Origin of the sequence: Staphylococcus edaphicus, assembly GCF_002614725.1 — a bacterium.
Lineage (GTDB): Bacteria > Bacillota > Bacilli > Staphylococcales > Staphylococcaceae > Staphylococcus > Staphylococcus edaphicus.
In genome coordinates this window covers 15,719-36,709 of the sequence record NZ_MRZN01000025.1, presented here as the reverse complement: position 1 = coordinate 36,709, position 20,991 = coordinate 15,719, and the positions used below count along the sequence as shown (strand labels likewise).

The 20,991-nt window shown below is 31.5% G+C and carries 18 protein-coding genes and 3 pseudogenes; 5 read left to right on the top strand and 16 right to left on the bottom strand.

From position 1 onward, the window contains the following. From BTJ66_RS12060 to BTJ66_RS12025, 8 genes and pseudogenes are all read right to left on the bottom strand, one after another. A pseudogene (locus BTJ66_RS12060) lies at nt 1–437 on the bottom strand (transglycosylase); the annotation flags it as partial. Between the two features lie 509 nt (nt 438–946). Further along, entirely contained in the window at nt 947–1,648 is a 702-nt protein-coding gene (locus tag BTJ66_RS12055) for a transglycosylase family protein (protein WP_099091190.1), read from the bottom strand. A 421-nt stretch (nt 1,649–2,069) separates the two neighbouring features. Continuing rightward, nucleotides 2,070–3,098: a sensor histidine kinase gene (locus BTJ66_RS12050; protein ID WP_099091189.1), complete on the bottom strand. Its 1,029-nt coding sequence runs from the start codon at nt 3,096–3,098 to the stop codon at nt 2,070–2,072. Beyond that, the gene (locus BTJ66_RS12045) at nt 3,099–3,782 is read right to left on the bottom strand and encodes a response regulator transcription factor (RefSeq protein ID WP_099091188.1); all 684 of its coding nucleotides are present in this window, start codon (nt 3,780–3,782) and stop codon (nt 3,099–3,101) included. Then, complete coding sequence (locus BTJ66_RS12040) at nt 3,757–4,218, bottom strand: DoxX family protein (RefSeq protein ID WP_099091187.1); 462 nt, start codon at nt 4,216–4,218, stop codon at nt 3,757–3,759. The genes BTJ66_RS12045 and BTJ66_RS12040 overlap by 26 nt, the downstream gene beginning before the upstream one ends. A 206-nt stretch (nt 4,219–4,424) precedes the next feature. Continuing rightward, nucleotides 4,425–4,868, bottom strand: a complete 444-nt coding sequence (locus BTJ66_RS12035) for a DM13 domain-containing protein (protein ID WP_099091186.1) — start codon at nt 4,866–4,868, stop codon at nt 4,425–4,427. A gap of 693 nt (nt 4,869–5,561) precedes the next feature. Further along, complete coding sequence (locus tag BTJ66_RS12030; RefSeq protein ID WP_099091185.1) at nt 5,562–6,071, bottom strand: YfiT family bacillithiol transferase; 510 nt, start codon at nt 6,069–6,071, stop codon at nt 5,562–5,564. A gap of 98 nt (nt 6,072–6,169) precedes the next feature. Further along, on the bottom strand, nt 6,170–6,613 hold the full coding sequence (locus BTJ66_RS12025; protein WP_099091184.1) for a VOC family protein: 444 nt from the start codon (nt 6,611–6,613) through the stop codon (nt 6,170–6,172). Nucleotides 6,614–6,971: 358 nt separating this feature from the next. On the opposite strand from BTJ66_RS12025, the gene icaA reads away from it, so the two are divergent. From icaA to BTJ66_RS12005, 4 genes and pseudogenes are all read left to right on the top strand, one after another. Next, entirely contained in the window at nt 6,972–8,201 is a 1,230-nt protein-coding gene (gene icaA, locus BTJ66_RS12020) for a poly-beta-1,6 N-acetyl-D-glucosamine synthase IcaA (RefSeq protein WP_099091183.1), read from the top strand. Nucleotides 8,202–8,468: 267 nt separating this feature from the next. Further along, on the top strand, nt 8,469–9,323 hold the full coding sequence (gene icaB / locus BTJ66_RS12015) for an intercellular adhesin biosynthesis polysaccharide N-deacetylase (protein WP_099091182.1): 855 nt from the start codon (nt 8,469–8,471) through the stop codon (nt 9,321–9,323). Next, nucleotides 9,316–10,371 (top strand): annotated as a pseudogene (gene icaC / locus BTJ66_RS12010) (polysaccharide intercellular adhesin biosynthesis/export protein IcaC). Before icaB ends, icaC begins: the two are co-directional and overlap by 8 nt. A gap of 514 nt (nt 10,372–10,885) precedes the next feature. Continuing rightward, nucleotides 10,886–11,461 (top strand): TetR/AcrR family transcriptional regulator, encoded by a 576-nt coding sequence (locus BTJ66_RS12005; protein WP_099091181.1) that lies wholly within the window; start codon nt 10,886–10,888, stop codon nt 11,459–11,461. 259 nt (nt 11,462–11,720) lie between these two features. Here BTJ66_RS12005 and fadH read toward each other — a convergent pair whose 3' ends face one another. Next, the gene (fadH, locus tag BTJ66_RS12000; protein WP_099091180.1) at nt 11,721–12,485 is read right to left on the bottom strand and encodes a 2,4-dienoyl-CoA reductase; all 765 of its coding nucleotides are present in this window, start codon (nt 12,483–12,485) and stop codon (nt 11,721–11,723) included. A gap of 258 nt (nt 12,486–12,743) precedes the next feature. Here fadH and BTJ66_RS13690 point away from each other — a divergent pair, with 258 nt between their 5' ends. Continuing rightward, entirely contained in the window at nt 12,744–12,959 is a 216-nt protein-coding gene (locus tag BTJ66_RS13690) for a hypothetical protein (protein ID WP_099091179.1), read from the top strand. A 140-nt stretch (nt 12,960–13,099) separates the two neighbouring features. Here BTJ66_RS13690 and gtfB read toward each other — a convergent pair whose 3' ends face one another. The 7 genes and pseudogenes from gtfB to BTJ66_RS11955 form a co-directional block, all read right to left on the bottom strand. Beyond that, a complete protein-coding gene (gene gtfB / locus BTJ66_RS11990; protein WP_099091178.1) occupies nt 13,100–14,425 on the bottom strand; it encodes an accessory Sec system glycosylation chaperone GtfB in 1,326 nt (441 codons plus the stop codon). After that, nucleotides 14,418–15,923 carry an accessory Sec system glycosyltransferase GtfA gene (gtfA, locus tag BTJ66_RS11985; RefSeq protein ID WP_099091177.1) on the bottom strand — a complete coding sequence of 502 codons (1,506 nt, stop codon included), beginning with the start codon at nt 15,921–15,923 and terminating at the stop codon, nt 14,418–14,420. Before gtfA ends, gtfB begins: the two co-directional genes overlap by 8 nt. A 28-nt stretch (nt 15,924–15,951) precedes the next feature. Then, nucleotides 15,952–16,140: a hypothetical protein gene (locus tag BTJ66_RS11980; RefSeq protein WP_099091176.1), complete on the bottom strand. Its 189-nt coding sequence runs from the start codon at nt 16,138–16,140 to the stop codon at nt 15,952–15,954. 213 nt (nt 16,141–16,353) lie between these two features. After that, nucleotides 16,354–16,512, bottom strand: a pseudogene (locus BTJ66_RS11975) (glycosyltransferase); the annotation flags it as partial. Nucleotides 16,513–16,740: 228 nt separating this feature from the next. Further along, the gene (locus BTJ66_RS11970) at nt 16,741–17,967 is read right to left on the bottom strand and encodes a putative glycoside hydrolase (RefSeq protein ID WP_099091175.1); all 1,227 of its coding nucleotides are present in this window, start codon (nt 17,965–17,967) and stop codon (nt 16,741–16,743) included. A 432-nt stretch (nt 17,968–18,399) separates the two neighbouring features. Further along, nucleotides 18,400–18,615 carry a zinc ribbon domain-containing protein gene (locus BTJ66_RS11965; RefSeq protein ID WP_099091174.1) on the bottom strand — a complete coding sequence of 72 codons (216 nt, stop codon included), beginning with the start codon at nt 18,613–18,615 and terminating at the stop codon, nt 18,400–18,402. Between the two features lie 560 nt (nt 18,616–19,175). Then, nucleotides 19,176–20,885 (bottom strand): ABC-ATPase domain-containing protein, encoded by a 1,710-nt coding sequence (locus BTJ66_RS11955; RefSeq protein WP_099091172.1) that lies wholly within the window; start codon nt 20,883–20,885, stop codon nt 19,176–19,178. Nucleotides 20,886–20,991 lie beyond the last annotated feature (106 nt).

Sequence of the window (20,991 nt, the reverse complement as noted above, 5' to 3'; positions counted from 1 at the left end):
CTTTGTGTAGTTGCTTCTTGTTGTGGTTGTTGTGTTGCTTCAGTTTGTGGTGCAGCTTCTTGTGCTGGTTGTTCAGTTGAAGCTTGCTCAGTTTGTTGTGGTTGTTCTACTTGTTGTGGTTGCTCAGCTTGTTGTGAATTATTTGTTGATTGTTCTGATGAGACATTTGAGCCTTCACCTGAACCTTCACCATAACTCCAACTAAAGTTTTCACCATCTGATTGGAAGCTATAATCTGTATTGTTATAGTTAAAGTTTATATTATAAGCACCGTCTTGTACTGGTGCTGCATTTAATGATTCTGGATTAGTTTGTGCTTGTTGTGCTAATTGTGCTTTGTCAACGCCTTGTTCTGAAGCGTCTGCTGAATTTCCTGCTGCGAATCCTGTTACGCCAAGTCCTACTGCTAATGTTGATGCAATTACTGTTTTTTTCATTATTAATAATCCTCCTAAGAGATTGTTTGTATTTTTAAAATTTAATAAATTAGCGTGTAAATTCAACAATTAAATCTACGTTTACTTTTTACAACTAATTTGTAATTACAACTATAACACCCATAAAGAACTTGTAGGTTACAGTGAAGTTAAAAAAGCAATCTCTTTTTTACATCCCAATTACGTCTCTCACTCTATTTAACAGAATCATTTTCCTTCAAAAAACTTTCATGAGCGTCTTGGAGTGTATTTGTACACTTGTAACTATGTAATCATTTTGTAATTAGTGCGAAAAAAGAAGTATATTCACACTTCTTGTAATTACTTTTTTTCATCTTTATTATGAATATTATAGAATAGTGCACTCTTATATGAGTTGTTCTAAATTGCTTCCTATACCTATATTACAAATATAAGTTCACTTAGTATTTATAAAAAATAAAAAAACACTGCTTCTAAAAATAGAAACAGTGTTTAAATATATTAATAATTATAAGTTACTGATTTTATTATGCAGTAACCCATTGTGAAGCGCCTGCTGTGTTGTAAAGTTTAACAGCTGCTGCGTCTTGTACCGCTTCAGGAGCTTCTGTTGGTGATACACCTTGGTATTCTGCTGGTGCTACTGAATCCCAAGTGCTTTGTAAGAATTGATATTTACCTGCTGCACCTGATGATGGGTTTACAGCTTTAAGATCGCCACCTGATTCACGTTGCGCGATTGCTTGTAAATGTGAGTTAACATTTACTGATGAACCTTCTGAAGCTTTGCTTGAACTTGATTCATTTGAACTTGAAGCACTTTGTGTAGTTGCTTCTTGTTGTGGTTGTTGTGTTGCTTCAGTTTGTGGTGCAGCTTCTTGTGCTGGTTGTTCAGTTGAAGCTTGCTCAGTTTGTTGTGGTTGTTCTACTTGTTGTGGTTGCTCAGCAGTTTCTTGTGCTGGTGCATTAGTTGAACCTTGTCCATAACTCCAAGTCCAATATTGACCATCTGATTGGAAGCTATAGTCTGTATTATTATAGTTAAAATTAATGTTATAAGCACCGTCTTGTACTGGTGCTGCATTTAGTGATTCTGGATTAGTTTGTGCTTGTTGTGCTAATTGTGCTTTGTCAACGCCTTGTTCTGAAGCGTCTGCTGAATTTCCTGCTGCGAATCCTGTTACGCCAAGTCCTACTGCTAATGTTGATGCTACTACTGTTTTTTTCATTATTAATAATCCTCCCAGAAGATAATTTTTAGATTTTATTATTTTTAAGATTTAACGTTGAATTTCAATCATCTAAAATGCATGATTTACTCCTTCAATCAACTCACAAATAGTACTATAACATCTAAAAAAAGCATGTAGGTTACAGCGAAATTAAAATAACACACTGTTTTTTACATCCCAATTACATTGAATATTGTCTTTTACTAACCACAAATATCTTCTCACATCCGCCATGAAGGTAATATTGTAGTTGTTTGTAGTTTGAAACCTTGTAATGTTTATGTAATTAGTGCGACAACTCTACATACTTTAACGTTTAATATGTAAAAAATAACAAATAGGCTGCTATCTACCTGCAACCTATCTGTTAATACAGTTACGTTTTCAATATGGACGTACTTTTCTAAATAACACGGCTTTAGTCCATTGGGAAACTAAGGGTCACCGTTGTCCCCTTTGTAATTTTACTATGAACCTCGATAGTAGCACCTATTTGTTCAGCTAGAGATGCTGCAATAAATAGTCCAAGGCCTGAACCGCCAGTTTCTTGATTTCTTGAGTTTTCCACTCTGTATGTTCTATTAAATATATACTTTAAATGTGTCTCTTCAATACCAATACCCTCGTCCTTCACAGAAATTGCTAAGATACCTTGTTCTTTTTCATAAACATCAATTGTAATGATTGAATTAGGATTTGAGAATTTGAGCGCATTATCTATAAAATTAGTAATAATTCGTTCTAAAGCGTTTTGATCTTGATTAAAGGCTTGAATATTTTGTGGGATATTAACCTCAAATTGTCTGTTTTCTGTGACTATGATTTGCTGATAGGCTTCTAATATCGGCATCAATAACTGATCTATATTCAATTTTGTCTTCTGCCGTTTATTATTTAATGACATAACATCCGTTAAATCATCAAACATCTGATTCAAGCGATCCGCTTGTTTGATAAGCACTTGATAAGCGTCCTGCTGCGCATTTTCCGTATGAATCATATCATCTCTTAATCCTTCAGAATAAGACTTGATACTTGAAAGTGGTGTTTTTAAATCATGAGCTAGGTTCTGTATCATAGCTAGCTTTTCTTCTTGCTCTGACTTAATCGTATTCATTTGAGCATCAATTCTAGACGTCATTTTATTAAATGAATCACTCAGTTCTTTTAATTCTTTAGGGGAATGTATATTTAAATCATCTACTTGATAATTTCCTTTGGCAATTTGGTACGTTTGTCTATTTAATTTCTCTATCTTATGAATTGTAGGTACTGAAAAAAACAATGCAATTGTCATAGTCATCAAACTTGCAATAAATGAACTTAGTGTAAGTAAGATAGTTTGGTGAGCATCAAACCACATCATTTTATATAACGTAAACACCAATATGGTCGTGATACAAAGTGAGCCAATAAATGAATAGATTAATTGCTTTCGAATCGTCATTTAAACACTCCTTTGAAATTTATAACCCAGTCCCCAAACCGTTGATATTGTATAATCTTGATACTCATGATGATCAAATTTTTCTCGAATGCGATGAATATGCACATTCAAAGTATTAACATCTTCATAGAATTCATAACCCCATACCTCTTCTATTAATGCTGTTTTTGAAATAGCTTCATCTATATGCGTTACAAAATGCCATAATAATTCGAATTCTTTGATTCGAAACGGAACTATATGGCCGTTTATCTCAACTGTTTTAGTTACACTATTCAAAGTCAATGACCCACAACTTATACTTACCTCTTCTTTATGTTCAGTACCTATCCTATTCAATATATTTTTGGCACGTATCACTAATTCTCTAGGACTAAAAGGCTTTTTAACATAATCATCTGCGCCCAACATTAAACCATAGATCGTATCAGACTCACTCGTTTTCGCAGTTAAATAAATATAAGGGATATTTAACTGTTGTAACTTCATTTCATTAACAACTTCATATCCATCTATCCCAGGCATCATAATGTCTAATATCATCAAATCTATATTCTGATCCATTACACCAATTGCTTCATTGCCATTTTCTGCAAGTGTTACTTGATACCCTTCAAATTCGAAATACGTTTTGCAAATTTCTCTAATATCTTTTTCGTCATCCGCTATAAGAACGTGGTGCATTTTCATCATTCCTTAATTGTTTTCTTTTTATAAAATGATTTAAGCTAATTGTATTTAATATGTTTTTATTCATTAATAATATTATAAAGAAAAACAATTGAATTGGATATGTGAAAATCATATCTGCTAGAATATAATTCAACATAACGAACACACCAAAAAAACTTGCTGCATATGAGAATATACCTAATATTAAACCAAGGCCTATCGCTATTTCACCAAGTTGAACCATCCACTTAAATAACTCTAAGTTATGTGCTATAACAGTTTCAAAAAAGAATTTAAACCATTGTGGAGAATCATCATTGTCCTTTATCACAGATACTAAACCATCAATTGCAAATCCTCCCGTTATTTTGTCCCACCCTTGAAACAACATATAAAAACCTGAACCTAAGCGAACAATTAATATTATAAATTTTGATATCATGCGCATGTCACTCCTTACAATAAAAGGATTGGAACAGGAATACTGAAATCAAATACATTCATTTGATACAGTGCACCTGCTCCTTTGTAAAATAGTTTGTCGTCTTATAAATCAAATATAGTTATTTTGAAAGACTTATATTCTACTCACTTTGAATCATATTATGACTATATTTTTCATTTTTCTTCAAATCGTTATTTCTTGAGATTATTCTATTTTAAAGTAGCAGAACCAAACGTGACATGTGCTTTATCGCAATATATTGTCACGGTATTATAATCTTTCACATGAATACCTTTTAAATCAAATGTTTGTTCAGCTTTATCGTAATCTATCTTATCTATTTTTTTACCTTTTTTAATATCGCCATCTTTTGTTAGATAAACATGCAAGTCTGGTCCTTTAGATGAACTAAAATCTTTTAGCATCAATTTATTGTCTTTAATCATTGCTTTCCCTTCTACTTTTTCTTTATTCTCTCCCTTGAACATACCTTCTTGCATTCCTTTTGTATCAGTCATGTCTCGATGCTCTTTCTTTGTTTCAGATTTTGCTTCTTCCTTCATGTCATCTTTTTTATCGTCCATATTGTTACATGCACCGAGTAATAATGAAGTTGCAATCGTTCCTGAGAGTAATAACGTTTTAATATTCATAAAATATTCCTTCTTTCGTTTTGTATTTGACAATTCTTATCTTAATAGCAAACACAATAAGATAACATTAACTGATTATTAACATTTCTTAACTCACTCTTAACTATTAAAAAAGGCCAGACAACTAAATCGGCATTCTATTTTAAAATTCTATATTTATAATTCATTCATTTATTGTAATATTGTGAGTAAACTTATTTTTATGAGGATGCGTATTTATGAAGTAGCAAATGTGGAAATTTGATGAAAAAGTATTTTTTAAAATATCTGTTATTTCATTGCTAAATTTTAGTAATGATTGCGTTGGGCATCAGCCACTTTACTGAATTCACACTATATATAACACAAACTATACTTATGTTCTCATTAGTACTGTGTACTAATAGAGCAACTGAACTAGCTGGTATTTTAAACTTAATTAGTTGCTTTCAATTTATTAAGTGTGCCGGCATACTAAATTTTTATAAAATACAAAAATCGTGGTTAGAGAAATCCTTTTTTCAAAATGATTTCATAATGTCACCACGATAATATAACTTATAAAATATAAATTACTTAACTGAACTCTATATATACATTAAGACGCTGTATTTTCATAAAATACACACAGCAACACTTGCTTGTAGTTATTAGATAAATACAATCCATATAATAAACTCGGCCGAGATATATTTAATATCCCGGCCGCTCGATTTATTGTGATAAAGCAATCTTAATGTGTTCTAAATGATGGTTTTCGTGCCAAGATAGCTTAGCAATTTTTGTAGCAACACTTATTTCACCAGTGTCTTTAAGTGTAAAAACCCGTTTCAATTGTGCTTCGTCCAGCCCTTTAGCAATAACTACAATGCGTTCATTGATACCCTCTAGCATGCGAATGGAACACTCAATGGGTAAATCACTATCGGAGAGTTTTACCCATTCATCTTGAATAAATGGCTCCACTGTCGGGTTATTATCAGTAAGTGCCATTTTTAAACGTTGGTACATGTTGACTTGTGAATCAGCAATATGATGAACCAGTTGCCGCACATTCCAACTGCCTTCTCGATACGTTTTATTCAACATATGATTATCTAGGCCATCAACAGTTTCCCTTAAACGATTTGCATAGCTGCCTATATCTTCTGACCACTTCTGAATATCTTTGAGTGATACATAGTCCGGAACATCTAATTTGCCAATGGGAAATCTTACATCCATACTATTCACCTACTATTATTTATTATGATTTACTCTATTTATCTTTTAAAAATAATTATCTTTATTTTCAAAAATTATCAACATTACTTATATAAATGTTATTCAGGCATAATCAGCATATTTTGATCATCAAATGACCACATGTCTCCATATGCAACTTCCCAATAATAACCATCAATGTCTATGAAATAACCGCCATAACCACCCCAGTCTAAGTCTTGCGCAGGTTTAACGACAGATGCACCGAACACTTCTACATTGTTCAAGATATCATCAACTTCATCTTTCGATTTTGCATTGTATGCCATTGTAATCCCTGTAAAACCACTTGTCGAAATCGTTGGTGGATCGTTCGGATTAATATCCTTCGCCAATGCTTCGATAGGAAATAGTTCTAACTTTGTGCCATCATTATCAAAAAACACAATAGCTAGATTATCGTCATTTACATTAGCTGTCGTTTTAAAACCTATGTTTTTATAAAACTGTAAAGATGCTTTTAAATCATTAACACCGAGTGTGATTAAATTAATTCTATTCATTATTACACCTCATTATTATGATATTTAAGTTCATATGAACACGACTCAAATTATATACTTACGATATTATCATTCCCTTTTTTCCCACTATGTATACTTACCTTTTATAATCAATAGATACTTTGAAATTCCTAAAATATTTTTAACACTATACCTTAAATAGGTATTAAACAAACTATCCTATAACCTTTTAATCACTATATTTACCACTACTTTATATTTACAAACAATATAATTTTTCGATTGTTTTACAGGCTAGTAATATTTTTGTAATTTAAAAATTTTTAAATTATTGTTGCATAATCCAAAATAAAGTAATAAGATTTGGGTATTAACTAACGAAAGGTAGGTAGGTTTTTTGGAAATATTCAGTCTTTTGTTAATATATCCATTATTTATGTCTATATTTTGGGTTATTGGCACGATTTTCTATGCTTTTTTTCTTGAATTAAGATTAAAACATAAACCTAATAAGCAAATTGAAAAGCATGGTATTTCTTTTTTGATACCTTGCTATAACGAAGAAGAAACGATAAAAGAAACCATAAAAAGTGTCTTAAAACTAGAGTTTCCAAACAAAGAAGTAATTGTCATCAATGATGGCAGTTCTGATTACTCTGCTGAAGTAATAGAACATTTAAAAAAACAACTCAATTTCAAATTTGTTAACTTATCTAAAAACAAGGGCAAAGCCAATGCATTAAATGAAGGTATCAAACATGCCAAATATGACTATATCATGGGCATTGATGCTGACACCGTAGTTGATAATGATGCACCTTACTATATGATTGAAAATTTCTTAAAGGATCCCAACTTAGCTGCTGTAACTGGAAATCCTAGAATAAGAAATAAGAGTTCAATATTAGGAAAAATACAGGCTGTGGAATATGCAAGTATGGTAGGAAGTATTAAACGCGCTCAATCTATTACCGGAAAAATCAATACAATCTCTGGTGTGTTCACTTTGTTTCGAAAATCAGCTATCGAACAAGTAAACAATTGGGATATAGATATGATTACTGAAGATATTGCTATTTCATGGAAATTTCACCTATCGAACTTAAAAATTAAATATGAACCACGTGCACTGTGCTGGATGCTGGTGCCTGAAACTGTGGGTGGTTTGTGGAAACAAAGGATTAGATGGGCACAGGGAGGACAAGAAGTGCTCGTTCGAGACTTTAAAAATGCAGTTAAATCTAAACATCCAGCTATCTATTTATTACTGTTTGAACAGATATTTTCGTTGATATGGGTTTACTTAGTGTTAATAATACTTATTTCAACAATCATGAATGCTAATTTCTTTGATTATTACTATATGGCATATCAATTTACAATCGTCATCCTATCAGCACTCATATTGACATTTATCAATATCATACAATTCACAATATCTTTAATTATCGATAGCCGTTACGAAAAAATTAATGTATTCACTATATTTTTCTTAAGTTGGTATCCAACAATATATTGGATACTTAATGCTTTAGTCGCAATGATTGCATTTCCAAAAGCACTTAAAAGAAAGAAAGGAGCTTTCGCGACATGGTCCAGCCCAGACAGAGGCAATATCAAACGTTAAAATCAAACCTTAATATTATTCGGGAATCTATTATTTTAGTATTTAGTTTTATATTTTGGTCGTACTGTAGTATTTCATTCATTGTAATTGGTGGGTCCCTATTGCAAATTAATAGTTATCCAGTCTTACTCATACGTACCATTTTGAATATTGAAGTTAGTAGTATGTATATTTTATTTAAAATTATGCTCATTTTCGCTATCATTTCATTCATCGTATTTTCTATAAGTCTCATGATTTATAGACAGAAAAACAAGGACGTGCATCATGACAATTAATATAAAAAAAATATATGTACTCCTAATCATCGTAGTTTCTATTATTGTAATTTCAACGAAAGAAAAAACGTATGCCAAAGCAAAAGAACTAAAATTTGAGGAAAATAGCGCACTTGCCTTAAATTACCACAGAATACGTAGCGATGATATTTTAGAAAAAATACTATTTTATGGTTCCAATAGCAAAGAGTTAAAAATGTATAGCGTTAGCGAACAGAATTTTGAAAAACAAATAAAATGGCTAAAGTCACATCATGCACATTTTTTAACTGAAAAAGAATTTCTTCACTATAAGGAAAAAGGAAAATTTCCAAAAAGAAGTGTCTGGATCAATTTTGACGATATGGATACTTCTATTTATGAGCATGCACATCCAATTTTAAAAAAATACAATGTTCCTGCTACTGGTTTCGTCATCACCGATAGGGTTGGGACTAAAAACTTCCATAACCTTAATTTATTATCACTTACACAATTAAGCGCAATGAAAAAGTCAGGCTTATGGGAATTTAGGTCACATACATCTAATTTGCATCAATTAAACAAAAATACATCAGCCATGACTGAAACAAACACATTCAATTTATCAAAAGATATTAAACAAAGTAATGATTATTTAAAAAAGCATCTTAGCGAGAAAAACCACTCACTTGCATATCCATACGGACAAATATCTGATCAGAACATTAAAGCGTTTAAACAAGCAGATATTAAATATGGTTATACATTGGAAGATAGTGCAGTGACACCAAAAGATAACAATTACTATATACCTAGAATTCTTATAAATGATGATGCTTTTGATGAATTAATACGCAATTGGAAAGGATTTAATGATGAATAATTCCAAAATTGAACTCATCTATTTTAGAGCAATTACTTGCATGTTGATTATTTTGACACACATAATCACACAATACATGAACGGTATAGAAAGTAGTGATATCAGTGCTTTAAAGCTCGTTTACTATATACAAAACGTCTTTATTTTTGGTACACCCAGTTTTATAATTTTATCTCAACTACTAACAACACTAAATTATAAAAAAATCAACGTCACGTATTTATGGACACGATTCAAGTATATTTTTATTCCATATTTATTAATTGGTGCATTTTACTGTTATAGCGAGGCCTTAAATACGAATAGTCATTTTGGTCATCAATTCTTAGAGAATATTATACTTGGCTATTGATATGGTTATTTCATAATCGTTATTATGCAATTTTTCATCTTGAGTTATATCATATATAAGATTTCATATAAATTATTTGAGAGCAAATTAATATTATTAGTCTCTTTAATCTTACAAACAACATTTTTATATTTACTAAATCATTCTGAAACATTTGCACATACTTTCCATCATATTTATCCATTAAGCAAAAATACATTCATTTTGGGATGGATATTTTTCTTCTTTCTTGGTGGTTATATCGGTGCAAACTATGAACAAACGATAAATTTCTTACATCAATTCATATTTATCGTCTTATTTTTAGCTATACTCGCATTTGCATTTTTCGTAATATTTACTAACCATGATTACTGGAATGTCACAAGTTTCACTTATTCACTGATTTTTTATCATACATTTATGTTTTTGCTACTTCTTAGCATATGTCTACATTTTAAGACCTTAGCTTATGGATCTATAAATTTAGTGAGTACTTTTTCATTTTTCATCTATTTACTACATCCATTGATTTTAGATGCTTTATATCATTACACCTCCATTTTTGAAAATGCTACTATTATCTTTATAGCCATTTCATTACTCTTTATTATTGGATTATGCGTTGGTGTTGGCATCTTACTCCGTGAATTTTATATTTTTAGATTTTTAATAGGTAAACAGCCATATAAATTAAAAATTTATTTAAGTGACTAATTTCAAAAACTTTAATATTATTAAAAGCCATATGAGTCAAAGCTCATATGGCTTTTTTGTATACCACAATTAAAATGGTTTAAAATTTACAATAATTTATAATAATTCACAGAATTTTTTCTTTTATTTTTCACATATTTGTGAAATACTTTGAGTAAGTTAATTGACTGTACAACCATCAATTGCTATTACATCTTTATTATATTCTATAACAACTCAAGTTAAAATTACCCCCTGCTAATCAAAAATGTCGTTAATAACCTTCTTCATTTAATAAATTACGACTGATTTAATCTATAATATAAAAATTCCAATTGCTTTATTATTCAAAATTTAATATTACATGTAAAAACGAATTAACTGTACAAACTAATTTCTATTAAATCACATATCACGCGACATTAAATCAATCACTTTCAATTTACGAATGATTACTGTTATACTGGAAATAATTTATATTTTGAATTAATTTTTAAATAACAATATCTGATATAGATGGAGGCTCAAACTCAAATTGAAACTAGGAGTAAAAGAAAAAATTGTTGAAAATGCCATCTCCTTATTCTCTGAAAATGGCTATGAAGGCACTACACTTAACCAAATTGCGAACAGCGTAGATATTAAAAAAGCAAGTTTGTACTATCATTATGCAAGTAAAGAGGAAATATATCGATCTTGTGTTAATGCATGTATTAACTATTTCACAACTTTTATAGAAGAAACCAAAAAAAACTCCCTTTATTCAATCGAAGATTTACAAACATTTTTATATGATTTCATATTTAATATCGATGAAAAATATATTCGATTATACCTACAACTCTCTTATGCACCTTATCAATTTAAAGATGAATTTTTAAAACAAATTAAATATGTTCATCAAAGTTTGGACAGTTATATAGCTGAATATTATAAAAACATTACTTTCAAAGTTACACAAGATGAATTCACCTCAATCATTTTAATGTTTTTAGAAAGTTGGTATTTAAAGTGTTGTTTTATACACAGATATGGCATTCTTCAAAGTTCTAAATCTTCATTTAGCAACGAACTCTCATCATTATTAAATATTATTTATTTAAGTAAATAATATCGATAAAAGCCGATTTAAAATCTGTCTATTATAATAAAACCGACTGGCAGTGCTGTATGAACAGTGTTTTTAGACTTCCTTCAGACATAGGTTAGTCTAATTTTTATTATTCATTTCCTCTATGTTTTTATAATTGCTTTAGATTGAACTTAAATAATAACGAGGCTAGAACACAAAGGTTCTGCCTCGTTATTAATATTACAATCTATTTTCCTATCCTAGTTCTTACCATAATTAATTAACTGTGATTGTACATTTAAAATGGGTTTTGATTTAACCATTGTCCGCCATCCATTGTCATACATGCGCCATTAATATAACTAGCTTCATCAGACATTAAAAATTTTGCTAGTCCTGCAATTTCTTCCGGTTGCCCCATTCTTCCAAGTGGTACACTATCAAGCGTTTGTTGCTTTGCTTCTTCTGATAAACTTAGCTTTCCTGATCCACCAGTATGATCAATTGGACCAGGTGCAATTGCATTAACATTTATACCATATTTAGAACCCCATTCAACTGCTAATGTTCTAGTCATTGAAAGCACACCTGCTTTGGCGCTTGCTGAATGTATAACACCAATACCGGCTCTCCACGCGTATGTTGCAACCATATTAATGATTCGACCTTGTTGACCATTTTCGATCCAGGTTTTACCTACAGCTTGCGTACAATACCATGTGCCATTAAGTACAATATCAATAACGGCATGCCATCCATTATTTGATAAATCTTCAGCTGCACATAAAAAATTACCGGCTGCATTATTAACTAACCCGTCTATTTTACCAAACGTTTCTATCGTTTTATCAACCGTATATTGAACTCTCTCAGGATCACGAACATCCATATCTATGCAGAGTACTTGCCCTGCATATTGCTCTATTTCTTGTTTAGCTGTTTCGAGTCGTTCCAGTGAACGCCCTGTTATTACCACATTTGCCCCTTCTTCAGCAAACCTTTTTGCCATCGCTTTACCCATGCCACTACTTCCGCCGGTCACTAATATCACTTTATCATTCATGTGCATTCTCCTTTGAACAATGATTTATACTAAAGCGTCTAAATCTTTAAAGTAAGCGCTTACAACATAGTATAACAAATATACTTTTAATTTATAAGGATTCATCTTTTTTAACTCTATTTTTTATATGAAATATAACATTCTATGTAGTTAAACTTTTATTTGTTATAATGCGTTTTAAATAAAATCGTTCTCTTATTTAGCGTGAGTGGAGATACTTGGCGCTATGAAACTCCAGCAATAGCAGTTATATGCAATTTGCTAAATCCAACAAATCAAGCTGTCATTGCTGCATTGAAAGATAGTAAGTTAAGTGGAAACGTATCTTATGCTAAGGATGTCTTTTTTATTTATAGTAAAGTTAAAGGCAGTTGTTTTTATGAAATTCATATAAGTATGCTTGAATTAGAACATTGGGAACAATACCATCCTAAAAATAGGCTCAGTAATATGAATAAAGTTCAGCATATTTAAGATATTAAGAAACACATTGGGGCGTCTTAACATTAACCATTACAAACAAGTGATATTAGGAAGCAATCTATAAAAATAGGTTACCCCTATCTTGCAAGTACACAGTAGGGGTAACCTATTTTGTATTTGATTGCCATAAATCATTGCTCTAATGTGCGAATAAATTCCGTTTTACTGATGGATCCTGCTTGTTGCCATTGTCGTTTCAAACGACTATCTAATACTGATTTATCTTCTACAATTTGACCTAATATACTGCTTAGATTCATGTAACTTGCTTCATCAAAAAGATTGTCATCATATGTGACATCCTTATTATGTGCTGTTTCATGATAACCTAAAATGAGCAAATTATAATCAAATGCAGCCCTTACAGCATCTAAAATTTCATTCCCTCTATTAATATCTAAATAAATATCGCATTTTTTATATAACGAAATGAACTTAGCTTTTTTAGCATTAGGATATAAATTCACATTAGGATACTTGTTGAGTTTCAGTAACGTCATAGACATTTCTGTTAATGCAGCAACATGAAACTCTAAACTAGGCTGTGCTTGTATAATATCTTCTAAGTATGGTATTTGATCTGAGTTTGTCAAAATTAATACCTGGTTCGTGTGTTGATTTGTTTTTACAAATTTATAAACATAACCTGATTGGATAATACGATGTTTATATTGTTCATCTATTAATTCAATTACTTTGTCATATCTAGTCGGACTAGGCAACATTACCTTATAGTTTCTTTTTTCTTTTGCCAGTGCATTTTCCAAATGTTTAATAATATCAGGTGTAATATCTCCCTGCCAAAAAATAGCGTCATGTCCAGATTCAGTCAATCCATTCAGTACTGCTGAAGAAATAGACAGTGAATTAATCATAAAGTTTTCAGAATCTAATTTAGCTACTTTGAGATAAAAATTAACAAATTGAATTTTAGAATGGAAAAAATATTCTTTGTCTTCCCACGTTAACATAATGTCATTAGTCACAAAATTTTCTACCATAAACACTTCATTTTGATAGTTAAAGTATCTTTTCAATATTCGTTTTTGTGAATCGACATCCAGTACAACTTGGGCATATCGTTTTCCTATTTTATTGTAATAGTCTATGTATTGGGTATGACCACGTTTATTTAACCATTCCACACGTTCAACAATCCTGTATTTATAGTTTGTTTTATAAATAATTCTGGCTTTCACTTCATCAAAGTTTTTGATGAACGCCATATTATTATCACCTTCTATTGTCCAAAATCTTGGAATAGGTACTTCATTAAAAAATAAAGGTTGCGTGCTCACTTTAGGATTATTTGCAAAAAATGCGTAAGGTGTCAGTATATCGTCCGGTAAAAAACCATTCTCTTCAATCACGATGGTTTGACGTTGTTTACCAGAATGTTTAAAAGATTTGTATAAAACGATTGCTTTTTTATCAAAAACATCAAACAAATTAATCATATAGCACCTCTTTAATTAATTGATTCCATTTTTGTACAATAACTGGTTGGGTAAACTTTTCAGCAATTTCATAAGAAACTTGATGAAAACGACGTGTATCATTCTTGAAATAATTAACAATACCTTCAGCAAGATGATCTACGATTTCCGCTTCTTTGTCGTCATTTAAATCAATCGCTATTAAATAACCATTTTCTTGATTTTTTATAAATGTCGGGTTTCCATAATTTACGTCAAAACCAATCATCCCTAATCCTGAACCAATTGCTTCCATTAAAGTAAGACCAAAACCTTCACTCGTAGAACCAGATAAGAATAAGTCGTAATCTTTATAAACTTGGCTCAAATCAACATGTCCTTTTAGAGCTATGTATGCTTCTGCATTATTTTCTTTAATGAGCTTATTTAATAATTGTTTTTGTCCGCCTTCACCATATATATCAAATGTTATTTCGGGAACTGATTCTTTCGCTTTTAACACTGCTTTGACTAACCAGTCCACATGTTTTTCATTTGCTAGTCTCGAGGCAGTAATGATTGAATAAGGCATTCTTTGCTCTGATTTTACTAATGTGCTTAAACTCCCCACAGGAATCGTATAAATCTTAGGTTTGCTATGGTAATATTTTTCAAACTGCTTTGCTAATAACTGCTTTTGAATTTCTGTAGCTGTAATAAAGAAATCAATCTCATGTGCATTCATAAACACATATTCATAATGATTATTCCATAAAATATATGAATCGTTTGTCGTTGATTCATTAAAATGTTCAGCATGAATTACAACGCCCACCTTTGCAGGTCCTTTACTTTGTAAAATAGTCTGTCCAATGTCTTTTGACCGATCTACAATCAGTAAGTCTTCTTCAGTTAAATGAAGTTTTTCTAAAAAGTAAGCAATAAATGCTTGTTTAGTGTATAAAATGCGATCACCAAACACAAACATGCTTTCTTCATCATTCACATATTCATTATATGCAATCGAGCCATCTTCATTAAAAAAAGATCTCATATATAATTTGGCAGCATTTTCTTCAGGCGCAAAATACTCAGATAAAATACGTACGTAGGAATAATAATCTCTTCTAAGCAACTTGCCTCTTGAAATATACTCAACTCTATCTACAATATTACTATTTTCATATTTTAAGTAACAAATTAAATAGTTACTATCCTGATTAAAAAAGAATTTCTTAATTCTATCTTGACCTTCTACTTTGCTGATTTCAGATTCCAATGGTTTGATTATTTCATCTACTGTTACACTCGTAGGTGCTATTTTAATGTCTGTAAAATATTGATATAACCATATAATCTCTTCATTTTTAAAACCTATATTTTCTGTCAGTGTTTGAATATTTTCATTTTTAATAAAATCTAAAAACACAAATTTTATATTTTGATTACACTGCCTCAATAGTTGTGCTCTGTAGCGTTGTGCGTATTCAACGCCACTACTTGCCCAACCAATGCCATAATTAATATTATAAATTGTCACCTAAGTCACCTCACTATCTATTTCTCTATTATACAAATAATTTTACCAATCCCATGAGCATTAACATCACAATAATTAACTTACAAATAAATGCAAGCGTTAAAAATTGTTTCTTTTCTTTTTGAAATGCTGTGTCAGCATCATAAGTATTTAATTCATCTTCAATTTCTTTATTGAGTCTCTCTAATTCTTCCTCATTCATATCATTATTACTCATTTTAATACCTCTCGTTTTGATTATTAGTCGCTACTATCATTTTAACAAATCATAGGCAATTATATAATCATTGACCTTAATTTAATTGTGGTAAATACTTATTTCTCATTTTCAATACTGCCACAAGGTAAACACTTCACCTTTGTATCTTTTGGTAACCTTTCATATTCATTAAACAGTGCTTGGTACTTCTCACTCGTAGGTGTCGCATGGTATAAATAATGTTTGATCTTTACTACCATCATCAATAAATAGCAATTCATATTTATAATTGTTGTTGCTACTATCTTGCTGCATAATTTCAGTTAATTTAGCATTCGTTTGTTCTATCACGGATGCCTCAATAAAACATGGAATTAAAATTCTAATCACAAAATAGAATACTCCCTTATAATATATACAAACATTAATATGATTTGTATTATACAATATTAAAGTCATAATGTAGTATGACTTTTTTCTACATTATGACTTTTTTAATTTCTTATGATTTTTATGCTTTTATTGTCGCATTTAACTTTAGAACATGCGTTTTTCATCTCATGTTTATCCCAACGCGGTTATTCAGTCAATTATTTATCTTTGTTTTTAAGTTATAAATTATTTTTCCTTTTCAGCGTCTTGCTTTAATTCTTTTTTATTTTTTGCTAATTTCTCTTTATCTGCTTTTGGTGTGTAATTTACATCCTTCGAGTAATCATTAGCAGCATTCCATAATAAGAACTCATTTATGCCATGATCTTTCAATGCCTTCACTTGGTCTTCAACTGCCTGGCGATCATATGTTTGATAATTACCTTCTCCTAAATATTGTGCTGTAAAGTCCTGTAACCATGGACGAGACTTAGGTTTACGATCACCTAATTTATTTAACACTGCTGTTTCCTTATCCAAGTATTGATCTACTGCGCCATATGGTTCTTTATCAGGTGCATCATAACCAAAATCACCCGGACTCCAATGTGATGGATAAATCATAGAAGATATTGCATCTGTATTCTCTGCAATTTTTGGAAAGCTTTGGCCAATACCAGGCGCTTCTTCAACCATTGCTGAATAACCAAATACATCAGCTGATATTTCAGCACCATACGGTTTCAGCTCTTTTCTTGCCGTTTTCAAAAATTGAGTTACTGTAGCAACACGCTGATCAACTTCACTTAAATCACTGTCTTTATATTGTCCTTTATCATACGTCAAACTACTTTCTACGTTTTCAAATGCTTCAGGAAATCTCACATAGTCATACTGAATATCTTTAAATCCAGCTTTAGCTGCTTCCTTTGAAACATTGATATTGTAATCCCATACTTCTTTTTTAAATGGATTAACAAATTTATCTCCGCCATCACTCTCCCAAACAGAACCATCCGATTCTTTAAATGACCAGTCGGGATGACTTTCTGCTAAATTTTTATCTTTAAATGTAACAATCCTAGCTATCGGATAAATATGTTTATCTTTCATCTTTTTAAGTAGTGGTTTAGCATCAACGATATCCAATGTATGTTTATCTATTTCTTTATTACCCGTATTAAAATTAATAGTGACATTCCCTGTATCGTCTTTTACATCAATCACCATCGCATTTAAATCCGTATCCTCGATAAATTTTGTAAGCTCATCAAATTTCTCACCATTCGTAGCATCTGCACTCACATAAATACCCTTAACACCACTTTCAGGATATTTAGCCCCTTTATTTTCACTTGATTGTTCAGCTCGCTTATCATTACTATTTTTATTGTCTTTCGTTTCACTATTTGAACAAGCTGTGATCAATAATGTACTTGCGAGTATCGCCGTTAAAATGCCCTTCTTTTTCATATCACACCAATCCCCCTATTTAGTTTAGACTATGCTAAACATTATTGTCGTTCTATTTTAAGCCTAAGTCATAGATTTTATATTGTAAACTTCTTTTTATAATTATTTTTTATATCGTTCTACATTTATGTGATTAAAATGAAACACTTGTATTGCTATAATCCGCGTTTAAAATAAATCGCTTCACAGCTATTCTTATCAATTGTTAATTCATAATAATGAGCACGACTATAACAAGTCATATTTATTTCAAATCAAATAGCAGACGAGACTAAATAAAAAAGGAGCGGACCACAAACCTTATTTAATAAGATTTTGCAGTCTCACTCCCGTAATGATGAAGATGTTATAAACACAATAATAAAAGTGTTAGCAATGCTAATGTACATATATAATGACTTTAGGTGGACACTATCGAGTTATTTAAATTTACTATCCACCAAAGAATAAATCGATGATATCCGTTTTTCTATTTTTATCAACTTTATAGAATTCTGTATATCCGCAGTTTTTACATGTGATTGTTGTGAAATTATTATGTTGTAAATCCAGTATTTTAGATAAACCAGAACCAGTAGCAGAAAGTGTACCTTCTTCGATTTCTGTATGTCCACATTTGACACAGCCTTTTTGTGTTTCTTCTGACATTAGTTTCACTCCTTTGGCAAATGTTATTTTTTATTTATCACTACTTTCAGCGTACTAAACCTAATAAGATAATATAGTTTAATAGATAAAGTAATAATATTTTGAACAATAGCCTTATAAACCATATCAACAACATTATCGTATATAATCACAATATAGAAACCTTACGCCGTGCGTTTTTTTAATGACTTATTGCCTTATAATTAAAGTAAATACCATTTCAATTTAAATAAACATACGAGGTGATACTATGGCATTCGGTGCTGAGACAATTATTTTAAAACAAAATAAAGTCGTTAAATGCTTTTACACGAAGGGTGCTTTAACCAAAGACTCCGCGTTGTCGTATGATAATCTTCAAATTTCAAATAAACGTACTTTTTACAATTTAATCAAAGTCGGCGTCATCGTTAAAGTAAATCACAAATACTATCTTTCAGAAAACACATGGCAAACGTTTAAACATTCACTGAGACGTTTCTTGTTGATTTGAGTACTGCGCTATAAAAAAGACATCCCTTTGGATATCATCGTCCATAAGTGATGTCTTTTTCACTCTGTTATTTACTTTTTACTTTTAATCCGCGATAACGATTCAGTGCCGCACAAAATTCTTGTTTTCTAGGTTTAGCTAGGTTTCCTGGATGACCCTTGAATGACGAAAGTGCATCTAAGCCATTTACATCTATAAAATCATAAAGTTTGTCGGCTGCTTGAGCTAAGGTATCCTGTTCATTTAAGAGATGTCTCTTATAATAAGCCACCATATCAGCTAAACATTGGGTTTGACTGTGATCGACAAGTTGCTCTAAACCGGAAATATCAATTAACTCTCGACCATATAAAATAGAATAGCGACCTTTCATTTTAAAGCGATCATCTTTACCTTTTTTAGAGAAACTAGCTTTTAGCGGAATTCTATGAGAAATATCACCAAATTGTTGTTCTGCTTTCATGTGATGATGACTATTATCTGAAGCCACAATAGCTTTAGCCTCTTCAGTAACATCTTTGAGTACATATTCATCCATCATTAACACAAGATCTGCCACTTCAAAGTAATCCCCAGAGCCACCTACAATTAGAATGGTGGAAACATCGTATGTTTCATAAAGTGGCTTTACCTTACTCGCAAAAGGTGTGATAGGTTCTTTTTCTGGCGCAATCAATTGCTGCATACGGCTGTCTCTAATCATGAAATTGGTAGCTGATGTATCTTCATCAATTAGCAATAATGAAGTGTCTGCTTCTAGAGCTTCCATAACATTGGCTGCTTGTGACGTACTACCGCTCGCATTTTCAGTAGAGAATTGATGCGTCTTTTTATTTCCCGGTAAATTATTAATGAATGAACTGATATTTACCTGCTCAATATGCCGACCATCTTCTGCTCGAATTTTCATCGCATCATGACGCGTAATCACGTATTCTCTACCATCATTTGGAATATGGTTATACACACCGCGTTCTAATGCTTCGAGTATGGTGGATTTCCCATGAAATCCACCACCTACAATTAGTGTAATCCCTTGAGGAATACCCATACCAGCTATTGTCTTCCCACTAGGTAATGATAGTGTTATTTCTACACTTTTCGGACTATGGAAGGCAACGGCATTTGTTAATGGTTTATCAGAAACTCCACTTTGGCGTGGTAAAATAGATCCATTTGCGACAAATGATACGAGTTGTCTGCGCTCGAGTTCTTCACGAATAAACGCTTGGTCTAACATGAAGGTAACCTGCTGCTGGAGCTCAGCGTGATTCATGTTTTTATACAGTAGTGCATCAGCTACAATTTCGGGTAATATATCTATTAATATTGTCGCTGCGACTTTTCCTAAAATTTTTCTACCAGCTGCTGGCAAACCAATTTCAAGTCTTACTTCTATGTGCTTTTTATCGATAACAACCGCTGAACGTTCTAATATTTCTTGACCACAGTGGTCGATAACTATGTTGCCTGCGCTTTTAGCATATTGATGACTATGCTTGTATGCGTCGATACGCGCTTTAAACGCTCTCGTTAAGAAGTCTGCTACTGCAATCACTTTATCTTTTGAATCTAGCAAATCTTTAGGCACATCTGCCGTATCACGATTCATAATCACTCTCATTTTGGAAGGTGGCGCATAAGGGTCCACTTGCACATGGTCAATCGCAAGACGAAACTGCTTAAATTGGTATTCACCCTTAAGTCGTTTATACGCGCCATACTTTTGTCCATCTAGAGCGCTTAATAATTGTGCCAATGCTGTAGCTTGTTTCAAGAGAATACCTCCTTAGAATGCTTGTATTTATTTATTTGCGCTTTGATTCATATTGAATGTTTAATTAGTATAGAATACTGAATTTCATGTGTACATCAAAAACATG